22 protein-coding genes are annotated in these 24,998 nt (G+C 42.9%); 15 read left to right on the top strand and 7 right to left on the bottom strand.

Annotated elements, in window-relative coordinates; translation table 11 throughout:
• Positions 1-26: 26 nt before the first annotated feature.
• Genes N521_RS11745 through N521_RS11730 form a run of 4 tightly spaced genes read left to right on the top strand, consistent with a single transcriptional unit; the run spans position 27 to position 4,011 of the window.
• A complete protein-coding gene (locus N521_RS11745; RefSeq protein WP_019743752.1) occupies positions 27-1,391 on the top strand; it encodes an aspartate aminotransferase family protein in 1,365 nt (454 codons plus the stop codon).
• Positions 1,392-1,403: 12 nt separating this feature from the next.
• Positions 1,404-2,090: a CoA transferase subunit A gene (locus tag N521_RS11740; protein ID WP_008344277.1), complete on the top strand. Its 687-nt coding sequence runs from the start codon at positions 1,404-1,406 to the stop codon at positions 2,088-2,090.
• On the top strand, positions 2,066-2,731 hold the full coding sequence (locus tag N521_RS11735) for a 3-oxoacid CoA-transferase subunit B (RefSeq protein WP_035391442.1): 666 nt from the start codon (positions 2,066-2,068) through the stop codon (positions 2,729-2,731). The genes N521_RS11740 and N521_RS11735 overlap by 25 nt, the downstream gene beginning before the upstream one ends.
• Positions 2,732-2,745: 14 nt before the next feature.
• Positions 2,746-4,011, top strand: coding sequence for a peptidase (locus tag N521_RS11730; protein ID WP_035391440.1), 1,266 nt, complete (start codon positions 2,746-2,748; stop codon positions 4,009-4,011).
• A 195-nt stretch (positions 4,012-4,206) separates the two neighbouring features.
• On the opposite strand, the gene N521_RS11725 is transcribed toward N521_RS11730, so the two are convergent.
• Positions 4,207-4,428, bottom strand: coding sequence for a YgaP family membrane protein (locus N521_RS11725; RefSeq protein WP_008344274.1), 222 nt, complete (start codon positions 4,426-4,428; stop codon positions 4,207-4,209).
• Positions 4,429-4,553: 125 nt separating this feature from the next.
• On the opposite strand from N521_RS11725, the gene N521_RS11720 reads away from it, so the two are divergent.
• Both N521_RS11720 and N521_RS11715 read left to right on the top strand, forming a co-directional pair.
• A complete protein-coding gene (locus N521_RS11720) occupies positions 4,554-6,296 on the top strand; it encodes an adenine deaminase C-terminal domain-containing protein (RefSeq protein ID WP_007496880.1) in 1,743 nt (580 codons plus the stop codon).
• A gap of 531 nt (positions 6,297-6,827) precedes the next feature.
• A complete protein-coding gene (locus N521_RS11715; RefSeq protein ID WP_007496879.1) occupies positions 6,828-7,142 on the top strand; it encodes a YerC/YecD family TrpR-related protein in 315 nt (104 codons plus the stop codon).
• A gap of 80 nt (positions 7,143-7,222) precedes the next feature.
• Here the strand turns inward: N521_RS11715 and N521_RS11710 are convergent, their stop codons facing one another.
• Positions 7,223-7,738 carry a DUF3916 domain-containing protein gene (locus N521_RS11710; RefSeq protein ID WP_035391438.1) on the bottom strand — a complete coding sequence of 172 codons (516 nt, stop codon included), beginning with the start codon at positions 7,736-7,738 and terminating at the stop codon, positions 7,223-7,225.
• 93 nt (positions 7,739-7,831) lie between these two features.
• Positions 7,832-9,412 (bottom strand): FMN-binding glutamate synthase family protein, encoded by a 1,581-nt coding sequence (locus tag N521_RS11705; RefSeq protein ID WP_035391436.1) that lies wholly within the window; start codon positions 9,410-9,412, stop codon positions 7,832-7,834.
• Positions 9,413-9,551: 139 nt separating this feature from the next.
• Between N521_RS11705 and N521_RS11700 the strand changes: the two genes are divergently transcribed.
• Positions 9,552-9,782 carry a hypothetical protein gene (locus tag N521_RS11700; RefSeq protein ID WP_035391434.1) on the top strand — a complete coding sequence of 77 codons (231 nt, stop codon included), beginning with the start codon at positions 9,552-9,554 and terminating at the stop codon, positions 9,780-9,782.
• A gap of 1 nt (position 9,783) precedes the next feature.
• Here N521_RS11700 and N521_RS11695 read toward each other — a convergent pair whose 3' ends face one another.
• Complete coding sequence (locus N521_RS11695) at positions 9,784-10,176, bottom strand: DUF2283 domain-containing protein (RefSeq protein WP_035391433.1); 393 nt, start codon at positions 10,174-10,176, stop codon at positions 9,784-9,786.
• Positions 10,177-10,457: 281 nt separating this feature from the next.
• On the opposite strand from N521_RS11695, the gene N521_RS11690 reads away from it, so the two are divergent.
• The 5 genes from N521_RS11690 to N521_RS11670 all read left to right on the top strand — a co-directional run bounded on the left by N521_RS11690 (position 10,458) and on the right by N521_RS11670 (position 17,964).
• Complete coding sequence (locus N521_RS11690) at positions 10,458-11,150, top strand: heptaprenylglyceryl phosphate synthase (protein ID WP_035391431.1); 693 nt, start codon at positions 10,458-10,460, stop codon at positions 11,148-11,150.
• Positions 11,151-11,207: 57 nt separating this feature from the next.
• Positions 11,208-13,430, top strand: a complete 2,223-nt coding sequence (gene pcrA / locus N521_RS11685) for a DNA helicase PcrA (RefSeq protein ID WP_017366764.1) — start codon at positions 11,208-11,210, stop codon at positions 13,428-13,430.
• 44 nt (positions 13,431-13,474) lie between these two features.
• Positions 13,475-15,481: an NAD-dependent DNA ligase LigA gene (gene ligA / locus N521_RS11680; RefSeq protein ID WP_017359803.1), complete on the top strand. Its 2,007-nt coding sequence runs from the start codon at positions 13,475-13,477 to the stop codon at positions 15,479-15,481.
• A 15-nt stretch (positions 15,482-15,496) separates the two neighbouring features.
• Complete coding sequence (locus tag N521_RS11675; protein WP_017359802.1) at positions 15,497-16,684, top strand: CamS family sex pheromone protein; 1,188 nt, start codon at positions 15,497-15,499, stop codon at positions 16,682-16,684.
• A gap of 272 nt (positions 16,685-16,956) precedes the next feature.
• Entirely contained in the window at positions 16,957-17,964 is a 1,008-nt protein-coding gene (locus tag N521_RS11670) for a phosphotransferase enzyme family protein (protein ID WP_035391429.1), read from the top strand.
• A gap of 44 nt (positions 17,965-18,008) precedes the next feature.
• Here the strand turns inward: N521_RS11670 and N521_RS11665 are convergent, their stop codons facing one another.
• Both N521_RS11665 and putP read right to left on the bottom strand, forming a co-directional pair.
• Positions 18,009-18,701 carry an MgtC/SapB family protein gene (locus tag N521_RS11665; RefSeq protein ID WP_008344247.1) on the bottom strand — a complete coding sequence of 231 codons (693 nt, stop codon included), beginning with the start codon at positions 18,699-18,701 and terminating at the stop codon, positions 18,009-18,011.
• 168 nt (positions 18,702-18,869) lie between these two features.
• Complete coding sequence (gene putP, locus N521_RS11660) at positions 18,870-20,351, bottom strand: sodium/proline symporter PutP (protein ID WP_035391427.1); 1,482 nt, start codon at positions 20,349-20,351, stop codon at positions 18,870-18,872.
• 412 nt (positions 20,352-20,763) lie between these two features.
• On the opposite strand from putP, the gene gatC reads away from it, so the two are divergent.
• From gatC to gatB, 3 genes are read left to right on the top strand one after another with little or no spacing between them, the layout of a single operon-like run.
• Positions 20,764-21,054: an Asp-tRNA(Asn)/Glu-tRNA(Gln) amidotransferase subunit GatC gene (gene gatC / locus N521_RS11655; protein WP_003213898.1), complete on the top strand. Its 291-nt coding sequence runs from the start codon at positions 20,764-20,766 to the stop codon at positions 21,052-21,054.
• A gap of 14 nt (positions 21,055-21,068) precedes the next feature.
• Entirely contained in the window at positions 21,069-22,526 is a 1,458-nt protein-coding gene (gene gatA, locus N521_RS11650; RefSeq protein ID WP_035391425.1) for an Asp-tRNA(Asn)/Glu-tRNA(Gln) amidotransferase subunit GatA, read from the top strand.
• Positions 22,527-22,539: 13 nt separating this feature from the next.
• Positions 22,540-23,970, top strand: a complete 1,431-nt coding sequence (gatB, locus tag N521_RS11645) for an Asp-tRNA(Asn)/Glu-tRNA(Gln) amidotransferase subunit GatB (protein WP_007496855.1) — start codon at positions 22,540-22,542, stop codon at positions 23,968-23,970.
• Between the two features lie 182 nt (positions 23,971-24,152).
• Here gatB and N521_RS11640 read toward each other — a convergent pair whose 3' ends face one another.
• Positions 24,153-24,998: a TetR/AcrR family transcriptional regulator gene (locus N521_RS11640; protein ID WP_035391424.1), complete on the bottom strand. Its 846-nt coding sequence runs from the start codon at positions 24,996-24,998 to the stop codon at positions 24,153-24,155.

The raw sequence follows: 24,998 nt of genomic DNA, 5'->3' as shown, positions 1-24,998 counted from the left end.
CTGACAAGAGAGGGAGGAATGACAAAGTGGAGACCCGGGATTACTTAATCAAACCGATGTTAAATCAGCAATATCCTGTGGCTGTGAGAGGAGAGGGGATTTACTTATATGATCGGGACGGAAAAAAATATATAGATGGCTCATCAGGGGCAGTCACGGCAAGTATTGGACATGGCATACAAGACATTATTGATGCGATGACGGAGCAAGCGAACAAGGTGAGCTTTACGTACAGGTCACAATTTACGAATGAACCAGCGGAAGAACTAGCGTATGAATTGAGTACACTTTGCCCAGGTGATCTGAACTGGTCTTTTTTTGTAGGGAGTGGTTCAGAAGCAACGGAGACTGCTATGAAAATGGCGATACAGCATTGGCAGGAGCAGGGGAAGACGGAAAAAAATCATATCATCTCAAGATGGATGAGTTACCACGGCATTACATTAGGGGCGCTGTCGATGTCAGGTCATATTGCAAGGAGAGAGCGTTTTGAACCACTGCTTGAAAAGCACCCAGTGCTGTCTCCGCCCTATAGCTACCGGTCATGGCTGCCAAAGGAAGACAGCAAGCAGGTCGAGTGGTATGTCCAGGAATTTAAAACCGTCATCCAGCGTATAGGAAAAGAGAGGATTGCCGCATTGATCGCCGAACCGATTGTTGGCGCAGCGGGAGCGGCGCTCCTGCCGCCAGACGGTTATTTCGAAGCGATGAAGCGTGTCTGTGAAGAAAACGACATTTTAATGATCGCGGATGAAGTCATGACGGGCTTTGGACGAACTGGAAAAATGTTTGCGATGGAACATTGGGGCACGGTACCAGATATCATGGTTCTTGGAAAGGGAATGAGCGCAGGTTATTCTCCAATCGCAGCAGTTGTCTCAACGGATCGTGTGATGGCACCGATTATCAGCGGCTCCGGCTCTGTCATGGCAGGGCACACATATAGTGCCAATCCGCTTTCAGCAGCCGTTTCATTAGCGGTCATTCGATATATGAAAAAACATCAGCTTCCCGACCGGGCTGACCTTTCTGGGCGATATCTGATGAATGCTTTAAAAGATCTGCAAGTCAATCATTCCATCATAGGAGATGTGAGAGGGAAGGGATTGCTTATTGGCATTGAGTTTGTCGCAGATCGTTTATCCAAAACGCCATTTCCTGCACATGCTCAGATAACCAACCTCGTCGTTGAAACGGCAAAACAAAATGGACTGCTGGTGTATCCAGCAAGCGCTGGAGAGGATGGAGTTGGAGGCGCAGCAGTTATGATCGCACCGCCGCTTTCCATCACACAGCAGGAAATGGATGAACTCATTGATTTATTCGGGCAGACCATCACACAAGTCGAACAAGAAGTGATCAATCGAGGGTTTTTCCCATCTGCTATGTAAGGAGGAACGAACATGAACAAAACTGTGGGTTTGGATGAAGTGATGACGCGATTAAAAGATGGCATGACCATCATGTTTGGCGGATTTGGCGGCGTGGGTTCACCACCATCGTTGATTGATGCCATTTTGGAAGCAAATATTCAAGATCTGACATTGATCGGAAATGATGCAGGTTTCCCGCAAATTGGTGTGGGCCGGCTCATCACAGAAGGAAGAGTGAAAAAAATCATCGCCTCTCATATCGGCTCAAATCCCATTGCCGGACAGAAAATGCAGGCTGGTACATTAGACGTTCATTTTTATCCGCAGGGCATTCTTGCAGAAAAAATCAGAGCAGGCGGAATGGGTCTGGCGGGCATTGTGACAGATGTTGGGATGGATAGCCTGAATCTCGATGAGAAACAATTGGTTGAGCTGAATGGGAAGAATTATATGTTGGAGCCTGCGCTCACAGCGGATATTGCCATCGTCAATGCCTACAAAGCAGATGAAGTGGGAAACCTGATTTTTGATAAAAGCGCACGGAATACAAACCCGATTGTGGCGATGGCAGGAGACTGGACCATTGCGGAGGCAGAAGAAATTGTGGCAGCGGGGCAGCTCGATCCAGAAGAAATCGTGACGCCAGGCGTATTTGTGAATCAAATCGTGCAATCAAAAGGAGTGAACTGGACATGGGCATGGGAGACATCGATTTAAGACACCGCATTGCCAAAAGAGCAGCACAAGAAATTGAAGATGGCATGATTGTGAATCTTGGGATCGGCATTCCGACCCTAGCAGCAGATTACATTCCATCACATTACGAGGTGTGGCTGCATGCAGAAAACGGCATTATGGGTGCAGGAGCCTCGCCTTTGCAAGGGGAAGAAGATCCGAATTTATGCAATGCGGGCGGTTTTCCCATTACGTTAACAAAGGGCGGCTCGTACATGGACAGTACGACTGCTTTTGGCATCATCCGAAAAGGAATGCTGGATATGACGATTTTGGGTGCACTTGAAGTAAGCAGCCAAGGGGATCTTGCCAATTGGATTGTACCGGGGAAAAGAGTACCGGGTATGGGCGGAGCGATTGAGCTGGCGCAAAAAGCGAAAAAAGTGGTAGTGGTGATGAGCCATCTGGATAAACACGGTCGATCTAAAGTGAAATCGACTTGTACATTGCCCTTAACCGCTAAAGCGTGTGTCGATTTGATTATTACGGATATGGCGGTCATTGAGGTCAAGTCTCAGCTGCTCATTTTACGTGAAGTCATGCCGCCATTTCAGCCGGAAGATGTCATAAGGGCGACTGAAGCGCCATTAATTTTAGCGCCTGATGTCAAATCTGTTGTGTAGAAAGGATGAACGACTTGCAGCCAATGACACGTATCAGAAACTGGATGAAAGAGCATCAGGATGAGGCCATTACGCTTCTTCAGCAAATGGTGCAATGTGACAGCACCCAAGGAAATGAAGAAGAGGTTCAGCAGATCGTGGCCAATAAACTGTCCGCCGTTGGCTTTGATGTAGACGTTTGGGAAATTGGCGGCGATGAATTACTAGAGCATCCTTATTTTTATTCCCCGCGCCGATCTTTTCAAGGGAGTCCCAACGTTGCTGGGCGATTGAAAGGAAAAGGTGGCGGCAAATCGATTTTATTAAACGGGCATGTAGATGTGGTTCCGGCAGGAGATAAGAATCAATGGACATATCCGCCTTACAGCGGGCATATCATAAACGGGAGACTTTATGGACGCGGGGCAACAGATATGAAAGGCGGAAACGTTTCTTTACTCTTTGCGCTTGAGGCACTGCATGCGCTTCAGATTCCCCTGAAAGGAGATGTGGTGTTTCATAGTGTCGTCGAAGAGGAAAGCGGCGGAGCAGGCACACTTGCAGCGATATTGAAAGGGTACACAGCGGATGCTGCCATCATTCCGGAGCCAAGTCATATGAACATTTTTCCGATTCAGCAAGGGTCAAAGTGGTTCAGGTTGCATATTAAAGGAAGGGCAGCTCATGGCGGAACAAGGTATCACGGTGTTTCTGCTATTGAAAAGAGCACGGTGGTTCTTTCTCATATAGCGGCACTAGAAAAAGAAAGAAATCAGCGAGTGACGGAGCCGCTGTTTCAGCACATCCCGATTCCAATTCCGATCAACATTGGAAAAATTCAAGGCGGTGATTGGCCGTCCTCTGTCGCCGATCTTGTCACAATGGAAGGCAGGCTTGGTGTGATGCCAGGTGAGACAGTTGAGCAGGCAGAGAAGGAATTAGAAAATTGGATGACTGGACTCGCTGAAAAGGATGATTGGTTTCAAGAACATCCTGTGGAGGTGGACTGGTTTGGTGCTAGATGGCTTCCGGGGTCAATCGACTCTGATCACCCGCTTTTAGGTCTATTGAAGGAACAATATGAAGAGGTCATGCAGCACCCGCCAAAGGTGGAAGCAGCCCCTTGGGGGACAGACGGCGGATTACTGTCACAAGCAGCGGATATCCCAATCATTGTGTTTGGACCGGGAACGACAGAGCTTGCCCACTTCCCAAATGAATCTATTGAGATCAAACATGTCATTGAAGCAGCAGAAATCATTGCTGGTACATTGGTCAAATGGTGCGAAGCAGCGGAATGATTCACACACAAAAAAAGAAGGCTGTCTACTCAGCCTTCTCCAGCGTTTAGATAAACCCTGGCATTCGCCCGCTGGTCTGTGCGCCGGTGCTCGCCCTTCCTAGACTTCAAAGGTTTTCATGTCACGCTGAAAGGAAGACAAAGAGCTAAAATAAAATTCATTTTAGCTCTTTGTCAACAATCTGAAGAAGGCTGTCTACTCAGCCTTCTCTTTATGTGTATTCTGCTGTTCACACATATAGGTCACTGGACAAAAACGAAGAATACCAGAGCCCAATTTTAATCCGCCGAGCATGATGCCAAAAAGCAGCATTTTACTCCATGGTTTTCGAGCATATAAGGATCCAGCTACAGTACATATCGTCATTCCGCAGGCAATTCTCATGAGCGCTTCCATTAAGCCAAGATTAGGTTTCATTGCAAGTGATTCTCCTTTTTTAAATTATTTTAAGTGTGATTTCAAGAAATTGTAACGTTTCATTAATGCGTAACGTGGTTCGTTATGTTACGATAGGGCTAATACAAATGAAGGAGAGTATGTGAATGTCCGAACGTACTTTTAATTGGAGAAACAATGACATCCGCACACAAATCGATGTAGTCGACTCAAAAATAGTTCCAACACTCCTTTTAACGAATGGACTCGTGCTAAACCCGTTTTTGAAGCAATGGGTGAAGGCAAATATTTGGATACATGATGATCGAATTGTTTATGTCGGAGCAGAGCTTCCTCAAAATAAATCAGCTAAACGTGTGATTGATTGTGAAGGTAAATACATTGTGCCGGGGTATATTGAACCTCACGCGCATCCGTTCCATATTTATAATCCCCAATCACTTGCAGAATATGTGTCTCAATTTGGCACAACAACGATGGTCAGCGATAACTTATTTCTTCTTTTGCAAAGCAATGAAAAGAAAGCGCTTTCCACTCTATGCGAATTAAAAAAGCAGCCATTTCAGTATTTCTGGTGGTCCAGATACGATCTTCAAACCGAGGTCAGGTATGAAGATGAGATGCTTCCTATTAACTATCGGAAAGAATGGATTGATCATCCCGACGTCCTACAAGGCGGCGAATTAACGAGCTGGCCAAGATTAATGGACGGTGATGATCTCATTTTATATTGCATGCAAGAAACGAAGAAGCAGAGAAAACGAATTGAAGGGCATTTCCCTGGGGCTTCTGAGAAAACGCTAACAAAAATGAAGCTGTTTGGAGCGGACAGTGATCATGAAGCAATGAATGCAGACGATGTGCTCAAACGCTTGTCTCTTGGCTATCATGTGTCGTTGCGTCATTCTTCCATCCGCCCAGATTTAGTGAACATTTTAAGAGAGTTGCATGAGCGTGACTTTAGGCACTACGATCACTTTTTCTATACAACAGATGGATCAGCGCCTCACTTTTATGAAGAAGGCATGATCAATCGTCTCATTTCCATTGCCCTTGAAGAAGGCGTGCCTACTATTGATGCGTACAATATGGCGACCTTTAACATTGCGAAATACTATCAAATTGATGACTTATTAGGCGTGGTCGGTCCTGGTCGATTGGCTTCTTTGAATATTTTAGATGATCCGATGAATCCAAATCCAGAAACGGTGATTTCTAAAGGGGTGATCCTTAAATTAGAGGGGGAGAACCAGCATCAATTCCAAGAGACAAAATGGGAAAATGGCGGGCTTGAACCATTAGATTTAAGCTATGACCTGACAATGAGTGACTTGCAATTCTCAATGCCGCTTGGTGTCAAAATGCGAAATGCTGTCATTATGGAGCCTTATACAGTGGAGATTGATAACTCTGTCAATCAGCTGTCCTGTGACCATGATCAAAGCTTCTTCAGTCTGATTGATCGAAAAGGCGAGTGGCGCGTGAACACAATGTTAAAAGGATTTGCAAACAAGGTGCAAGGGTTTGTCAGCTCATTTTCAACCACTGGTGACATTTTAGTGATTGGGAAAAATAAAGATGATATGATGCTTGCTCATAAGCGAATGAAAGAAATTGGCGGGGGAATTGTGCTCGCAGAAAACGGAAAGATTTTGCATGAAATCCCGTTGCAATTATCAGGCTGTGCATCAGCTGAATCGTTTGAAACGGTTCTTCAGCAGGAGCAAACGTTACGCGAGCTACTCATTGAGCGCGGGTATCCATTTGACTGCCCGATTGATACACTTGTCTTTTTCCAAAGCACACACTTGCCGTATATTCGGGTGACACCAAGAGGAATATTTGATGTCATGAAAAAAACTGTACTCTTTCCGTCTATAATGCGTTAAAATATAACAGAGTGGAGCTGTATCATATTTGCTAGATTTCTGACCGCTGTTATAGGGCAGGAGTGAGCAAAAGATCTCTTCGCTGCTAGATATGGTGACAAAGCATAGGGCTTTGACATGACGAATGAAGTGCCCAATTGTAAAATGAATCTGTCGGTTACGCTGGCCGACCAACATATTTTGAATAATCAAGCAAGGCGGGGCGCAGGTTTGTCGTCTCGCCAAGCTTTCTACACATACTGTTTTTTAGGGAAAGACCTAACAGAGCAGAAGTGTTCTAGATATCGGAGGCAAACAAGTTTGTCAGATTGTCGCACAAGGAATATGACAAAACTTGTCGAATTTGTTTACGATAAAGAAGCTTCGGCTTACGAAAGAACCTGATGGCATTTTCAGCGTAGAACCAAACCTGTCATGATTCGTTCAAAGCTCATTGCTGAGGTTGAAAAAAATGAGTCAGGAAAGATACCGCTTTCTCGGAAAAGTCAGTGCGGAGCGGTGTGCCAATAGTAAAGGAGAAGATGTATAAAGATGCAAATTGATAAATTAAGGGGCAAAAGCTTAGATCAGCTATTCAACTCCATCTTATCCCTTAAAGACCTGGAAGAATGTTATCGATTTTTTGATGATTTGTGCACCATCAATGAAATCCAATCTTTATCACAGCGTCTTGAAGTAGCGCGTATGCTTCGCGAGGGAAATACGTATCATAAAATTGAGACGGAAACAGGTGCAAGTACAGCCACTATCTCACGTGTCAAACGCTGCTTGAACTACGGAAATGATGCCTATACGATGGCACTTGACCGCGTAGCAGAGCAACAAGCAACGGACGAAACAAAATAAAGCAGCTTTCACTGCAAACATTCTTTATGATTTGTCGTTTTGAAGTTGAACAAGTAAGAGCCATTTCATTTGAAATGGCTCTATTTGATGTCATCAAGTTCCCCCATAAACCATCGTTCACCTTCATAGGACACTTCATCGTCATCAGTGATTACTTCCTTAAAACCGATAGTTCGCATATTTTGCGGAACAGATAAATCCCAATCTTTTTGAATATTTCTCTGATCAGAAAGGGGAAGCCATGTCTGATACTCATCTTGTCTGTTGAAGAAATCTTTCACATAAGAATCCCCTTTAAACACAATGATTTGTGAATGCCATAATCCAGGCAGATCGACTGCGACCACGACACGATATATGTCCCCGTCGTTTGGTTTCAAATCAATGAGATGCTCAGCTCTATTCAATAGAGTTTGAATGCATAGACGTTTGATCTTTTTCGGTGTTCTGTTGGAAGTCATAAAATCATAAGCCGCTGGTAGAGGCAGGTGCCAGTAGTCAGAAACATTCTCCGGAAACGACTGCGTATTTGCGTTCATTTCTTTTATGATCTGTTGAGTCTTTCGTTTCATACCGCGGACCTTTTTTTCACGCATACTCTTTCTCCTTATCAAAGATCTATTAAGTTCTTTATACGTGATTGAGCAAGAATGTCAACGAAAAAAGGTGCGGAAACGCACCTTTTTAAGCTAGACAGACTGCTCTGTGCCTGAGAACATAGGGACTTCACTTGTCTGACCGTTTTCTTGTCTAAAAATAATATGTTTTTCGTTAAAATGAATAGGTGATTCAATTCCAGCTGCTGCGCATAAATTAAACAAACCTTCTCTAAGGGACAGGATATAATTGCAGACGCGGTATTTCTTTTCTTCAATGGATAAACCTTTTTGCAGCTTTGGATCTGTCGTGGCAACCCCAACTGGGCATTTATTCGTGTGGCATACTTGCGCCCGAATACAGCCAACCGAGAACATCAAGCCCCGTGCGATATTCACAAAATCTGCTCCCATGGAAAGGGCAATCGCAATTTTATCAGGGGAGAGAAGTTTGCCAGAAGCAAAGAGTTTTACCTGATCTCTGACACCGTATTCTTTCAATATTTGATGAACCATTGGGAGTGCCGTAAAAATCGGCAGCCCTGCGGAATCTGCCAATTCATGAAAGGAAGCACCAGTGCCGCCTTCTCCGCCATCTACTGTAATGAAATCAGGATGCTTTCCGCTTTTTTTCATGTACGCTGCAAGTTCCTCAATGTTTTCTTTATGTCCGACCACAAGCTTGATGCCGACAGGCTTTCCGCCTATACTTCGCAACTGTTCAATGAAATCAAACATATCAGGAATGGAGTGGAACATCTCAAATCGATTTGGACTGTCAATGGATTGGTGGGGCGGCAATTTACGGATGCTTGCAATTTCTTCGGTGACCTTTTCACCGTCAATATGTCCGCCGCGTGTTTTAGCTCCTTGAGCCAGCTTCAGCTCAAAGGCTTTGACTTCCTCGTGCTCGCTTTTTTTCTTAAACTCTTCAAAGGAAAAAGCGCCATCCTCTGTTCTCACGCCAAATAGACCAGGCCCAATCTGGCATATAATATCAGCTCCGCCTTTGAGGTGATAGGGAGAAAGCCCGCCTTCACCTGTGTTCATCCACGTACCGCCAGCCATCTTTAATCCTGAGGATAATGCTGTAATGGCCCTGTCGCCTAAAGATCCGTAGCTCATGGCTGACTGACCAATCAGGCCTTTTACACGGAAAGGCTTTTGACATGTGTGCTCGCCTATCACTTGTACATCGTCTTGATGGAGATAGTAAGGTTTTGCTTCGATCTCTTTGGTATGTTCACTTCTTCTCAACAAATTGTCTTGATCGATCTGATACACTTTTGTTTGGATTTTTTCAGATTGATCGATGCGTAACTCATCTCGCTGCTTTGGAAATAGGACGTTGCGAATATAGTAACCAGGCTTGTCAAAATCACGTTTTGATCCAAAGCCCATTGTCCGGCTTTTGTACTTCCCAGACATGACAGCTTGCTCGTATTCTCTTCTTGAGAAAGGAAGCTCCTCTCGATCATTTAGAAACAGATATTGACGAAGCTCAGGTCCTATTTTTTCAAAAATAAACCGTAGCTTTCCAATGACCGGATAATTTCGTAGGACAGAATGCTCTTCCTGTTTTTCATCTCGCATCCAAATCCAGATGAATAAAATGATTGGTATGATGAAAAAAATCACTAATAATGCGCCAATGACGATGAAAGTTGTTGTCACGAAAATCCCCTCTTTTCTCTATCATTATTGTTGTTATTCCACTTTTCATTGAAAGAGAAACCACTTCAACAGATTGTGACGTTTAGAAATGAAGAGGCGGGGTAACTTACAAATAAGATCATAAGGGGAGGGAACATACATGAATAAGCGTCCGAATGCGTATGTACTTGCAGGATTAGGGGTTGGTGGTGCAGTGTTATTAGCAGTGAAAAATAAACAGCATCTCAAAAAATGGGCAAGGATGTTCCGATCAGATGAAAAGGTTCCTGAAAAAGCTGGTCACCCTGATCCGTTAGATATTCAAGACAACAAGATGGTCGATGAAGGGGCCATGACATCTGTTCATTATTTTAATGAAGTGAGACAATAGTTTAGAAAAACCGTTTTGACCATTCAAAACGGTTTTTTCTTGTCTTTTTTTTGATGTGATATCGAAGAGGATCGACAATCGTAAAACCGATCAACCCTTTGTGATCAGGCGTCGAGAAAAGAAATTCAATGCCCGATAAATGATAGGTTGAGAGAACTTCCTGATCCGTAAAACGTAACGAAAGCTCGTCCTCATAAACGGGTGTGTGCTTCAACACCTTGGCTTCTTCTGCAAATAACTCCAGCCCAGCCACTCGGCCCTCTTTGTCGATGTCTACGTTCACACATTCATTCACGTCTAATTCAATGGTTTCTTTGATTGTCCCGATTCGAGGCGGGATGAGATAGATGTATCCGATGTCGATCGTTTGATCATATGTGATGGTTCTTTTCAAATCATTCACCTGCTTGGTCGATAGTAAAATGTTCCTTTCGTGTATAATATCATGTGATGAGATGAAGTAGCTCTCATTTCAGTTCAGCATCCATCTATTGATCTCCCTCAGCTCCTCTTGAAGTGGAGTTTTCATATAGTCTCCATTCACCTCGCCTAAAGTGAAAATCGACTATTTTCAAAAGAATGAAACTTTTAGCTGAAGGAGGTTACCCATTTTTTGCGGTGTCTGATTTTGTTATAATATTTAAATGGAATGAAACGAATGGAGGAACGTTTTTCATGTATGATGTTACCGAGTGGAAGCATGTCTTTAAACTCGATCCAAATAAAGAGATTTCCGATGAACAACTTGAAGCGATTTGTGAATCCGGTACGGATGCCATTTTGATTGGCGGCAGTGACAACGTGACAGAAGACAACGTGCTGCAACTGATGTCAAAGGTGCGCCGCTTTCTTGTGCCATGTGTCCTTGAAATCTCGACACATGAGATGATTGTGCCTGGCTTTGACTTGTATTTTATCCCCACTGTGTTAAACAGCGCTCATCCTGATTGGATTGTTGGTCTGCATAAGGATGCGATGAAGGAATACGGTGATTTGATGTCAATGGAAGAGATTGTGCCGGAAGGATATGTCATCTTAAACGAAGAGTGTAAAGCGGCTAAGCTGACAGAGGCAAATACGGCACTGGATATAGATGACGTAAGGGCATATGCGAGAGTGGCAGAGCACTTGATGAAACTGCCCATCTTTTACTTAGAATACAGCGGGACGCTTGGAGACATAGAGCTTGTGAAAGAAACCAAAGCAGTGCTACATGAAACGGTTCTATTTTATGGCGGCGGTATTGAAAGCAAAGAGCAGGCGAAAGACTTTGCACAGCATGCAGACGTTGTCGTAGTGGGAAACGTCATTTATGACAATTTTCAAGAAGCGTTAAAGACAGTCGACGCAGTGAAAAAGTCATCATAGTCAAACAAGACGAAACGGGTTAAAATAGAACATAAGTTCGAATTGGCGGTGAATGAAATGAATGAAATATCGAATCATCTATTAGAAGGGCTGAATGACGCGCAGAAAGAAGCGGTCAAAGCAACAGACGGGCCGCTGCTACTGATGGCAGGAGCAGGTAGTGGAAAAACACGAGTGCTCACGCATCGAATTGCGTATTTAATGGCAGAAAAGCATGTGGCACCGTGGAATATTTTAGCGATTACCTTTACAAATAAAGCAGCAAGAGAAATGCGTGAGCGTGTACAAGCCATTTTAGGGCCTGGTGCGGATGACATTTGGATCTCTACGTTCCACAGCATGTGTGTGCGCATTTTACGACGCGATATTGACCGTATTGGTGTGAATCGCAACTTTTCTATATTAGACACATCTGATCAGCTTTCAGTCATTAAAAACATTTTAAAAGAACGAAATATCGATCCTAAAAAGTTTGATCCACGTAGCATTTTAGGTTCAATCAGTAGTGCAAAAAACGAACTCATTGACGCAGAGGAATACGCAAAAACAGCCGGTGACTTTTACGATCAAGTGGTCAGCGACGTCTACACAGATTATCAAAAACGATTACTCAAAAACCAATCACTCGATTTTGATGATCTTATTATGATGACGATTCGTCTGTTTGAGCGGATCCCTGAAGTATTAGAACACTATCAGCGAAAATTCCAATACATTCATGTCGATGAGTATCAGGATACAAACAGAGCGCAGTACATGCTTGTGAAATTGCTCGCTCAGCGTTTTCAAAATATATGTGTGGTCGGTGACTCGGATCAGTCCATCTACCGCTGGCGTGGAGCGGATATTACAAACATTCTTTCCTTTGAAAAAGATTATCCGTCCAGTGAAGTGATTTTGCTTGAGCAAAATTACAGATCGACTAAACGTATTCTGAATGCTGCAAACACGGTCATTCAAAACAATTCAAACCGTAAGCCAAAAAACCTTTGGACAGAAAATGACGAAGGAGCGAAGATTGCCTATTACCGTGCAGATAATGAATTCGGTGAAGGTCAATTTGTCGCTGGCAAGATACGTCAGCTCCATCAGAGCGGCAAGCGTAAGTTATCTGATTTTGCGATCCTCTATCGAACGAACGCTCAGTCACGTGTCATAGAGGAAACGTTAATGAAGGCGAACATTCAATACAACATCGTCGGCGGCACGAAGTTCTATGACAGAAAAGAGATCAAGGACATTTTGGCATACTTACGCCTTGTGGCAAATCCAGATGACGACATTAGTTTTGCGCGCATTGTCAACGTACCAAAGCGTGGAATTGGGGCGACTTCTGTTGATAAAATTGCCGCATACGCAGAAATGAATGATCTCTCTATGTTTGAAGCACTTGGTCAGGTGGATTTCATTGGACTCAGTGCAAGAGCAGCCAATGCACTTGATGAGTTCAAACAGCTCATTGACCAAATGACAAACATGCAGGATTATTTATCTGTCACTGAATTAACGGAAGAGATCCTAGAGAAAACAGGTTACCGTGAAGCGCTGAAGATCGAAAAAACGATTGAAGCACAAAGCCGTTTAGAAAATATTGACGAGTTTCTATCGGTCACTAAAAACTTTGAAGAACAAAATGAAGATAAATCACTTGTCACCTTCCTGACAGACCTCGCCCTCGTCGCAGACATTGATAAGCTGGATGAGGCTGAGGAAGAAGATCAGGATGCGGTCATTTTAATGACCCTCCACGCAGCAAAAGGACTTGAATTCCCTGTTGTGTTCTTAATGGGTATGGAAGAAGGCGTCTTCCCGCACAGCCGTTCACTAATGGAAGATGCCGAGATGGAAGAAGAGCGCCGTCTTGCTTATGTAGGGATCACACGGGCCGAAGAAGAGCTTTATTTATCAAGTGCGAAGATGAGAACGTTATTCGGCCGGACGAACATGAATCTGGAATCACGATTTATCAGAGAAATACCAGCTGATTTATTGGACAACCTAAATGAGAAAAAAGAAACGAAAACACCGTTTGGCCAAACGAGAGAAAGACCGCAAAGACGAGGGCCTGTCTCACGTCCCCAAACGCAAACCATTCAAAACACAGGCGGCGGCAGCATTGGCTGGGCTGTCGGTGATAAAGCCGCTCATAAAAAATGGGGCGTTGGCACGGTTGTGAGTGTAAAAGGTAGTGGAGATAGTACAGAGCTTGATATTGCCTTCCCAAGCCCTACAGGCATTAAGCGTCTCCTTGCCGCATTTGCGCCAATCGAAAAGCAATAAACTGATAGGACTGACAAAACGGATGAAGTGAAAGGAAGAAGCAGATGGATAAAGAAGCAGCGAAACGCCGGATCGAGGAACTACACCAGATTTTGAATCAATACAACTACGAATATCACACACTGGATCGTCCAAGTGTTCCTGACGCTGAATATGATGCGCGGATGCGTGAGCTGATTTCTCTGGAGGAAGAATACCCTGATTTAAAAGCAGCGGATTCACCCTCGCAAAGAGTAGGAGGAGCTGTTTTAGACGCCTTCCAAAAAGTACGTCACGGCACACCGATGCTCAGTCTCGGCAATGCGTTTCATGAACAGGACCTTCTTGATTTTGACCGCCGGGTTCGTCAAGCAGTCGGTGACGACGTCGCTTACAATGTCGAGCTGAAAATTGACGGACTCGCTGTTTCTCTCCGTTATGAAAATGGCGTGTTTGTCCGGGGTGCCACGCGGGGTGATGGCACAACAGGTGAGGATATTACCGAGAACCTCAAAACCATTCGTTCCATCCCGCTCAAAATCAATCGGCCTCTGTCGATTGAAGTGAGAGGCGAGGCATTTATGCCAAAACCTTCTTTTGAAGCCCTTAACGAAAAAAGATTACAAAACGAAGAAGAGCCGTTTGCGAACCCGCGTAATGCGGCTGCTGGCTCACTTCGTCAGCTCGATACGAAAATTGCAGCGAAACGAAACCTTGATATCTTCGTCTACAGTATAGCGGAGCTTGATGAAATTGGTGTTGAAACGCAAAGCGCAGGACTTGATCTTCTCGATGAGCTTGGCTTTAAAACGAACAAAGAAAGACGGATGTGCCAAACCATTGAAGAAGTGATCGACCTCATTGAAACACTGAAAACAAAGCGTGCTGATTTCTCATACGAAATCGATGGCATTGTCATTAAAGTCAATTCATTGGCTCAGCAAGAAGAACTAGGCTTCACAGCAAAAAGTCCACGCTGGGCTGTTGCGTACAAATTTCCGGCCGAAGAAGTCGTGACGAAGCTGATTGATATTGAACTAAGTGTGGGGCGTACTGGCGTCATCACCCCAACAGCGATTCTTGAGCCTGTAAAAGTGGCAGGGACGACAGTGCAACGTGCATCTCTTCATAATGAAGATTTAATCAAAGAGAAGGATATCCGCCTTTTTGATCAAGTGATTGTCAAAAAAGCGGGCGATATTATCCCAGAGGTTGCAGGGGTTCTTGTTGATCAGCGAACAGGAGAAGAAGAGCCGTTTCACATGCCGACTGAATGTCCAGAGTGTCATAGTGAGCTGGTCAGAATTGAAGGAGAAGTGGCGCTTCGGTGCATCAATCCACAATGCCCCGCTCAAATACGTGAAGGACTCATTCACTTTGTGTCTCGTAATGCGATGAATATTGATGGGCTAGGCGAGCGAGTCATTACACAACTTTTCAAAGAACAGCTTGTCTCTCGTGTATCAGACCTTTACCGTTTAACAAAAGAAGAGTTGATTCAGCTAGAACGAATGGGCGAAAAGTCAGTCGATAACTTACTGCGTTCGATCGAGCAATCGAAAGAAAACTCTCTTGAACGGTTATTATTTGGACTCGGTATTCGATTTATTGGTTCTAAAGCAGCGAAGACGTTGGCCATGCACTTTGAGGATATCGATCAGTTAAAACAAGCAACGAAAGAACAATTACTTGAAGTAGATGAAATTGGTGAAAAAATGGCCGATGCAGTCGTCACGTACTTTGAGAAAGAAGAAATACTAGATCTGCTAAATGAACTAAAAGAACTTGGGGTCAATATGACCTACACAGGGCCAAAACCGGTGAAAGTAGAAGAAAGTGATTCCTACTTTGCAGGAAAAACGATTGTGCTGACGGGAAAATTAGAAGAAATGTCGCGAAATGATGCAAAGGCAGCGATCGAAGCATTAGGCGGCAAGTTAGCAGGTAGCGTAAGTAAAAAAACAGACTTAGTCATTGCCGGCGAAGCAGCTGGAAGCAAGCTGACAAAGGCAGAAGAACTCAATATTGAAATTTGGGACGAAGCCAAAATGCTCGAGGAGCTAAAGAAATAAGAGGAGTGTTTTCTATTGAAAAAGTTGCTATTGCTGCTGACAATGCTCACACTGGTATTGTCAGCGTGTGCACCTTTTGGGGGAAAGGATGAGGAAGAGGTTACACAAAAAACGGATGAAACGAAAGAAACAGCGATCATCCCAATGTACAACATCTCTGATTCCTATTACAAAATGGTGCTGCCGTTTAAACAAGGAGCGGCAAGAGGACTAACTGCAGAGCGTCTCAATACACGCTTAGACATTGATGAATTTGAAACAGGACTCATGCGCCTGGCAACAGAATCATTCAATACAAACGACTATCTGTTCCAAGAAGGACAGCATTTAGATGAAGATACTGTTCTCAGCTGGCTTGCCCGCAAAAAAACAGGCAGTGATCTGAAAAAAGCTGAAAAAGAAGACAAAGACTTTAAGAACTTAGGCTTAAACCCTGCTCTTCCAAACTCAGGTTCAACAAAGTCAAAAAATGAAAATAGTCCAATCTACTTAGCTTCCATGCTAGAACATAATTACTTAATCAGAAAAGATAAAAATAGCTTACAGCTTGGCGGGGTTGTTATCGGTCTTGCGCTTAACTCTGTCTATTATTATCGCGAAAATATCGGAGATCCTCAGCAAGAGGTGACCATCGATTCATCGAAGAATTCAAAGAAACTTTTAGCAGAGGGCGAAAAAATTGCGGAACAAGTCATTAAACGAATTCGTCAAATGGACGGACTGCAAAAAGTCCCAGTCATGATTGCTCTTTATAAACAAGCACCAAAATCATCTATTGTTCCAGGAAACTTCATCGCTAAAACTGATGTAAAAGCAGGATCAGCTGATATTGGCAGTTGGGATACGATTAAAGAAGAGAATGTCTTCTTCCCTTCAGATAATGCCAAGAGCAGCTACAAAGATGATTCAGAGCGATTTGACCGCTTCAAGACAAAGGTAGAAGACTACTTCCCGAATTACACAGGTGTGGTAGGCAAAGGTTTCTATAAAAACGGGAACTTGCAAAAAATGAAAGTAGAAATTCCAATGCAATTCTACGGCAAAACAGAAGTCGTGGCATTCACGCAATACTTAACAGGTGAAGTCATGGATTACTATAAGAGCACCAATATAGAAATCAACATCACCTCTTCTGATCAGCAAGAAGCCCTCATCACAAAAAATGCTGAAGACAAAGAACCAACGGTCCATATATATGACTAAATAAAAACCGCCTTTTGGCGGTTTTTAGCGTGTAGACAAATCTCACATTCTTTGTCAGTCCTGAGTGCTGGTGCTCACGAATGTGACATTCGCTCCGCGCCAGTACTCGTCCTTCCTAGGACTGCAAAGGTTTTTTATTTCTAATTAGAGGAATCTTTCAACTTTTGTCAAAGTATGTGAGGAAATCAAAAGGAAAGGCAGGTATGTTGATGCTCGTATAAATGCTGATTACCGTCATGTATAAGTAAAAAGACGATAAAAGGAGAATCAGCATGCATAAAGAAGTAAAAGCACGATACGATGAACAAATGGTCTTAAAGAAAGCGGCTCTACTCTATCATTTTCAGCCAGAACAGGTCACATTTCTAGCCGATGCAGAAAATTATGTGTATGAATATACGGATGAAAAAGGGTCGAGTTATATATTGAAAATTACCCATACCATACGCCGCTCTCGCACATATATTTTAGGAGAAATGGACTGGATTCGGTATTTATCTCAACATGGAATCTCAGTAGCTAAACCGGTTTTATCCGCAAGAGGAAAAGATGTTGAAGCGATTCCCGATCAAGCAGGAGGCGCTTTTTTGCTGAGAGTGTACGAAAAGGCGCCTGGCAGAAAAGTGACCGAAGCAGATTGGAATGGACAGTTGTTTCAAGCGTTAGGAGCCTATACAGGGCGTATGCATCAAACGACTAAACAATATCAAGTGAAAGATCCTCGCTATAAGCGTCAAGAGTGGTATGAGGAGGAGCAATTAAAGCTTGAAACGTATATTCCCTCTGATCAAACGGTTGTGTTGCAGAGAAAAGATGAACTGATGCAAAAGCTTCACCAGCTCCGAATATCCAAGGATGTCTATGGACTGGTGCATGCGGATTTACATCACGGGAACTTCCATTATCATCAGGGAGAAATCATTGCATTTGATTTTGATGATTGTGGGTATCACTGGTTTATCAACGATATGAGCATTTTGCTATACAACGTTCTTTGGTATCCGGTGATTCCGTATGAGGATAAAGCTGAATTTACGGGTGAATTTATGAGCCATTTTCTCAAAGGCTATCGACAGGAGAATGAGCTTGATGACGCATGGTTGGCGACAATACCAGATTTCCTTATGCTGCGTCATATGCTTATTTATGGGCTTTTACATCAAGCATTTGATCTCCGAACACTAAGCGCTGACGAAAGTGCCATACTGGCGCGTTTTCGAAAGGAAATTGAGGACAAAACCCCAATTACGCCTTTTGACTTTCATCAGCTAACAACATAAATCAAAAGCCCCTTGCTGTTTCACATAGCAAGGGGCTTTTTATCCTACACTGTATCACACTTCACACCAACAACGCCTTCTAAATCTTTAATATCAAAGTACACATCGGTTGTATAGCGGTCTTTATGTACGCGAACACGTACTTCCATGATCGGATAGTCTTTTTCCTTTAAATCATCAATACGTACAGAATGAATACGAATATTGAGTGCTTTCATTTCTTTTAAAATCTCTGTCATGCGGTTTCGATCAGAAAGTGACATTCTGATGCGGATTTCTTTTTCCTGTAAGCGAATGGGTCCAATCCGCTGGAAGAGCCAAGGTAAAAATTCCACACTGACAAGAATAAAGAAAAGACTGAGGAAGGCTTCTTTATAAAAACCTGCACCTGTTGCAACCCCAAGTCCTGCTGCTCCCCAAATCATCGCAGATGTCGTAAGACCTGAGATGACGTCATTGCTTTTGCGAAGAATCACACCTGCTCCAATAAAACCAACACCAGATATAATTTGCGCCGGTAACCTGAGTGGGTCCATTTGAAGCTTAGAGACTCGAGGGAAATTGTAGGCTGCATCAATGCTGATGATGGTTAATACGCAGGAGCTGACAGCAATGACAATACACGTTTTCAGCCCAAGCGGCTTTTTCTTAAGTTCGCGTTCAAGACCGATGATCAAACCGATTAAGGTGGCAACGGCTAATTTCAAGACCGTATCCCATTCAATTGTCCAAAACATGCGTATCGCTCCTTTCACTTCATGTACGTTTCACATCATGTATATGATCTTCTCACAGCCCATATGGCTGCACAACTTCTATTTTATTCAGAAACGGGAGAAAGAAAAGCATTTTATTGAAAAATAAAGAGAGTCATCCGCATAATGCAGATGACTCCTCATGTCTGGTTATTTTGTTTCTTCTTCGAGATGGTCTTCCATTTTGTTAAATAGCTTTTTAGAAGCTTTAGACGGTTTATTTGTTAAGAGGCTGACAATAATAGCAGTCAAACCACTTAAAATAAATCCAGGAACCATTTCATACAATCCAGTCGTGTTGTTTAAGCCTGTTGAAATCCAAACGAGAACGACAACAGCCCCAACAATCATTCCGGCTAAAGCGCCATGATGATTCATTCGTTTCCAGTATAGACATAACAAGATGACTGGACCGAATGAAGATCCAAATCCAGCCCAAGCATAACCGACAAGGTCAAGAATCGTATCACTTGGGTTTAGAGAGAGACCAATGGCAACAATCGCTACGACTAGTACAGAGATACGTCCAATCATCACAAGTTCTTTGTCAGAGGCTTTTCTTCTAAAGAATGTACGGTATAAATCCTCTGTCATCGCACTTGCAGTGACAAGCAGCTGAGAAGAAATTGAACTCATAATTGCAGCTAAAATGGCAGAAAGTAAAAATCCAGTAATATATGGATGGAATAACACTTTAGAAAACACAATAAAGATGGTTTCTGGGTCTGCCAAAGTGGTGCTTGTTTCATGAACATACGCCACGCCGACTAAACCGACAGATAGTGAACCAATGACAGACACAATCATCCAGCTCATACCGATACGACGTGCTGGCTTTAAATCTTTTACAGTCGTAATCGCCATAAAGCGAACAATAATGTGCGGCTGTCCAAAGTAACCGAGTCCCCAAGCGAGGAAGGAAATAATGCCAATGACGCTCGTTCCTCTAAAAATATCAAGCAATTTAGGGTCAATCTGTTGAATATCATTGAATGTGGCAACAGGTCCACCTAATTGAGTAAAGGCAACGATCGGCACGAGCACTAATGCTAAAAACATAATAGCTCCTTGAACAAAATCAGTTAAACTAACTGCCAAAAAGCCGCCGAATAGTGTGTACAAAATCACGATACTAGAAGTTAAGATTAAACCAAACATATAATCAGCACCAAACGCTGATTCAAATAAGCGTCCGCCTGATACCATACCTGATGAGGTGTAAAGCGTAAAGAAAATCATAATGATGACAGCTGAGACAGCTTTCAATAAAGTAGATGAGTCTTTAAACCGTTTGTCAAAAAAGTCTGGAATGGTAATTGCATCATCAGCAACTTCTGTATATGATCTCAATCGTGGCGCTAGGAATAGATAGTTTAAGTAAGCCCCACTAATTAAACCAACAGCAAGCCATCCAGATGAAAGGCCAGTTGTATACATAGCGCCTGGAAGCCCCATCAGCATCCACCCACTCATATCAGCTGCACCAGCAGATAGAGCCGTTACATAAGGACCTAACCCGCGTCCGCCTAACATATAATCATTCAAGTCATTTGTTTTTCTGAATGCATACCAGCCAATAGCAAGCATTCCAATAAAATAAATAGATAGAGAAATTACAATCTCAATACTCATGTTTCCATATCACCTTTTTCGTATTAATTTGACATCACCTCAATCAAAATATACAAAGAACAGCCTATTGAACTGTCTGCTCACTGCTATGGTTACTTAACCTATCAGAGTATTCCCAAGTGATCAACCTTCTTAAACATCCCCATCAGACAAAAAAAATACGTGAATGCGTGATAAGCGTCTATATGTAAGCGCTTACTAAATTAAATAAAAGAAAAAATTTTCTGAAAAATAAAAAGTCAACTTGATGAATATTTTAGACACTGGCTGCATCACAATGACATATTAGTGGACAAAGCCTTTCTGGGCGTCCTCGTAAAGTTGCTTTAGAACAGTAAAATTTGATATGATAAAGTGTATATGACTTATGATCATGACCACGAACACGTATCATTTTTGGAGGTGAACCTGCATGTCAAGAATTTCAATAGAAGAAGTAAAGCATGTTGCGCATTTGGCACGGCTTGCAATTACAGAAGAAGAAGCTGAGATGTTTACAGAACAGCTTGATAGCATCATTTCATTTGCAGAGCAGTTAAACGAGGTAGATACGGAAAACGTTGAACCAACAACACACGTATTAAAAATGAAAAACGTCATGAGAGAAGATGTTCCGAATAAAGGTCTTTCCATTGAGGCAGTCATTAAAAACGCGCCTGATCATAAAGACGGCTATATTCGTGTGCCATCAATTTTGGACTAAAGGAGGCCTGAGGCATGTCACTGTTTGACCACAAAATTTCTGAATTAAAAGAGCTTTTACATAAAAAGGAACTGTCTGTTTCTGATTTAGTGGACGAGTCTTATAAACGAATCCATGAAGTAGACGGGAAAGTACAAGCATTCCTAGCGCTGGACGAAGAGAAAGCACGTGCGTACGCAAAAGAATTGGACGAGGCCGTTGGTGAAAAGGACGAGCTTGGTCTATTGTTCGGTATGCCGATCGGTGTCAAAGATAACATCGTGACGAAAGATTTACGTACAACGGCATCAAGTAAAATCTTGCAAAACTTCGATCCTATTTACGATGCAACCGTTGTGAACCGCTTAAGAGAAGCGGAAGCTGTCACAATCGGTAAATTAAACATGGACGAATTTGCGATGGGATCTTCTACGGAGAACTCTGGCTTCAAAGCAACGAAAAACCCGTGGAATTTAAACACAGTTCCAGGTGGGTCAAGTGGTGGCTCAGCAGCATCAGTTGCAGCTGGAGAAGTACCATTCTCTCTAGGATCAGATACAGGCGGCTCCATTCGTCAGCCGGCATCATTCTGTGGTGTTGTTGGTCTTAAACCAACGTATGGCCGTGTATCTAGATACGGTTTAATCGCATTTGCTTCATCATTAGATCAAATTGGGCCAATTACGCGTAATGTTGAGGACAATGCATATGTTCTTCAAGCGATTTCTGGTGTTGATCAAATGGACGCAACGAGTGCAAATGTCGATGTCCCAGATTTTCTTTCTTCATTAACTGGCGACATCAAAGGCTTGAAAATCGCTGTGCCAAAAGAATATCTTGGCGAAGGTGTTGGCGAAGATGCAAAAGAGTCTGTTCTTCAAGCGTTGAAAGTATTAGAAGGACTTGGTGCCACATGGGAAGAAGTGTCTCTTCCTCATTCTAAATATGCGCTTGCGACTTACTACTTGCTTTCATCTTCAGAAGCATCTGCAAACCTTGCTCGTTTTGACGGTATTCGATATGGCTACCGTACAGACAATGCAGACAACCTGATTGATTTATATAAAAATACCCGTTCTGAAGGCTTTGGAGACGAAGTCAAACGCCGCATCATGCTTGGCACATTCGCTCTAAGCTCAGGGTATTACGATGCATACTATAAAAAGGCACAAAAAGTCCGTACGCTGATCAAAAAAGACTTTGAAGATGTTTTCGAAAAGTATGATGTCATTGTAGGACCAACAACACCAACTCCGGCATTTAACATTGGTGAAAAGACAAGCGATCCACTCACGATGTATGCAAACGACATTTTAACGATCCCTGTTAACCTTGCAGGCGTCCCAGGAATCAGTGTGCCTTGTGGATTTGCAAATGGTCTTCCGTTAGGACTGCAAATCATCGGTAAACACTTTGATGAAGGAACCGTTTACCGCGTGGCTCACGCTTTCGAACAAGCAACAGATCATCATAAAGCAAAACCTGAACTGTAAGGGGTGAATCAGAATGAACTTTGAAACGGTAATTGGACTTGAAGTCCACGTAGAGCTCAAAACACAATCAAAAATTTTCTCAAGCTCACCGACGCCTTTTGGTGCGGCTGCCAATACGCAAACAAGTGTCATCGATCTTGGTTATCCAGGCGTACTGCCTGTGCTGAACAAAGAAGCGGTGAACTTTGCGATGAAAGCAGCAATGGCACTGAACTGTGAGATTGCAACTGATACAAAATTTGACCGTAAAAACTATTTCTATCCTGATAACCCAAAGGCGTATCAAATTTCTCAATTTGATAAACCGATCGGTGAAAACGGCTGGATTGAAATTGAAGTAGACGGCAAAACAAAACGAATTGGTATTACACGTCTTCATTTGGAAGAGGATGCAGGAAAACTGACGCACACAGGCGACGGTTATTCACTCGTCGATTTCAACCGTCAAGGTACACCACTTGTTGAAATCGTATCTGAGCCTGATATTCGTACGCCAGAAGAAGCGTATGCTTACTTAGAAAAATTAAAATCCATTATTCAATATACAGGCGTCTCTGACTGTAAGATGGAAGAAGGCTCACTGCGCTGTGATGCCAACATTTCTCTTCGTCCAATCGGCCGTGAAGAGTTTGGAACGAAAACAGAGCTCAAGAACTTGAACTCATTCGCATTCGTCCAAAAAGGTCTTGAATTCGAAGAAAAACGTCAAGAGCAAGTATTGCTTTCTGGCGGCTTGATCGAACAAGAAACTCGCCGCTATGACGAAGCGTCTAAAAAGACGATCCTCATGCGTGTCAAAGAAGGTTCTGATGATTACCGCTACTTCCCAGAACCAGATTTGGTGGAGCTATACATTGATGACGAGTGGAAAGAACGTGTAAGAGCATCGATTCCAGAGCTTCCAGACGAGCGCCGCAAACGCTACATTGATGAACTTGGACTTCCTGCATATGATGCAATGGTACTGACGCTGACAAAAGAAATGTCTGATTTCTTTGAAGCGACCATTTCAGAAGGTGCTGAAGCGAAGCAAGCATCAAACTGGCTCATGGGTGAAGTATCTGCCTACTTGAACTCGGCTCAAAAAGAGCTGGAAGATACGAAGCTAACGCCGCAAGGACTGGCTGGTATGATCAAGCTTATCGAAAAAGGAACGATTTCTTCTAAAATTGCCAAAAAGGTATTCAAAGAACTTATCGAAAATGGGGGCGACGCAGAAACAATCGTCAAAGAAAAAGGACTTGTCCAAATTTCTGACGAAGGTGCACTGCTCAAACTTGTCACAGAAGCTCTTGATAACAACCCGCAATCCATTGAAGACTTCAAAAATGGAAAAGACCGTGCGATTGGTTTCTTAGTCGGACAAATCATGAAAGCATCGAAGGGACAAGCAAACCCACCGATGGTCAACAAGATTCTTCTTGAAGAAATCAAAAAACGCTAAATTGCAAAAACCGCCTCATGGAAGAGGCGGTTTTTTTGTTGATGGATATGACAGGGTCTTATCACAGATTCAGACCACCGCCGTATATCAATTCATTGGTTCTTTTTTTATAATGAAGCATAAGCTTTAGCACATATTCGAAGGGGATAAAGGTGAACTAAAGTGAACATCGCCACGTATTGTCATTGGAGGAATAGCTTCAATTGTTCCACAGCTCTTTGGACAGCGGAGTCCTCACACGTTTCTAAATTTGTCAGCATCCCTTGAATGACCGGCTTGCGAGGCTCATTTTTGGCCAATTCTTCTTCAATAACTTCAATGGATACAAGGGTATCATCCGAAAGCAGATGCTCAGATTTTAACAATCGAAGCTCTTCTTGAAGAGTAGCGGCATTTGGCGCTTCATCATCCCAAATGTTTTGCTTTAGAATCGGCTTCGCATGAGAATGGAGAAGCCCATGCACCAAATCATCAAATCGGTCGAGAATAAAGGATGAGAGCTCATCACATGATAATTGCATCTGATCTTGTAAAAGCAGTACCTGCACATAAGATTGGATGATTCCTTGAATCATGACTGACAGGTCAGTTATGTATGGTTCGATCTCCTGTCCATACGTGGTCAAAATAGAAATTTGGATTTCATCATTCATCTGCTTTTTAACCGTTTTGGAATACTTTTTAATTTGCTGGTTTTCCGGAATAATGTTCTCGCTGAGGATCAAAATGATAAAATCCTTGTTCTCAGCAAAGTGCTGGAACTGTTCAGCGATTTGTTTCTGAAAGATATCTCTAGGCGCAAGATGCTGATTTTCTTTTCGAATCTTTTCAATACTTTGCATAGACGTGTCGATATAATATTCAAACGCTCTGTTGAAAAGCTGTTCTTTTGATTTGAAATGCAAATAAAATGCACCTTTAGAAATTCCGCATTCATCTGCAATTTCCTGAATGGTCGTAGAAGAAAAACCTTTTTTCGCAAACAACTGAATGCTTGCTTTAATGATTTTTTCTTTTTTTTCGTTCAT

Source organism: Bacillus sp. UNC125MFCrub1.1 (assembly GCF_000701305.1).
GTDB classification, from domain to species: domain Bacteria; phylum Bacillota; class Bacilli; order Bacillales; family Bacillaceae; genus Bacillus; species Bacillus altitudinis.
The sequence above is the reverse complement of the archived record's forward strand: the minus strand, read 5'-3'. Positions and strand labels throughout refer to the sequence as shown.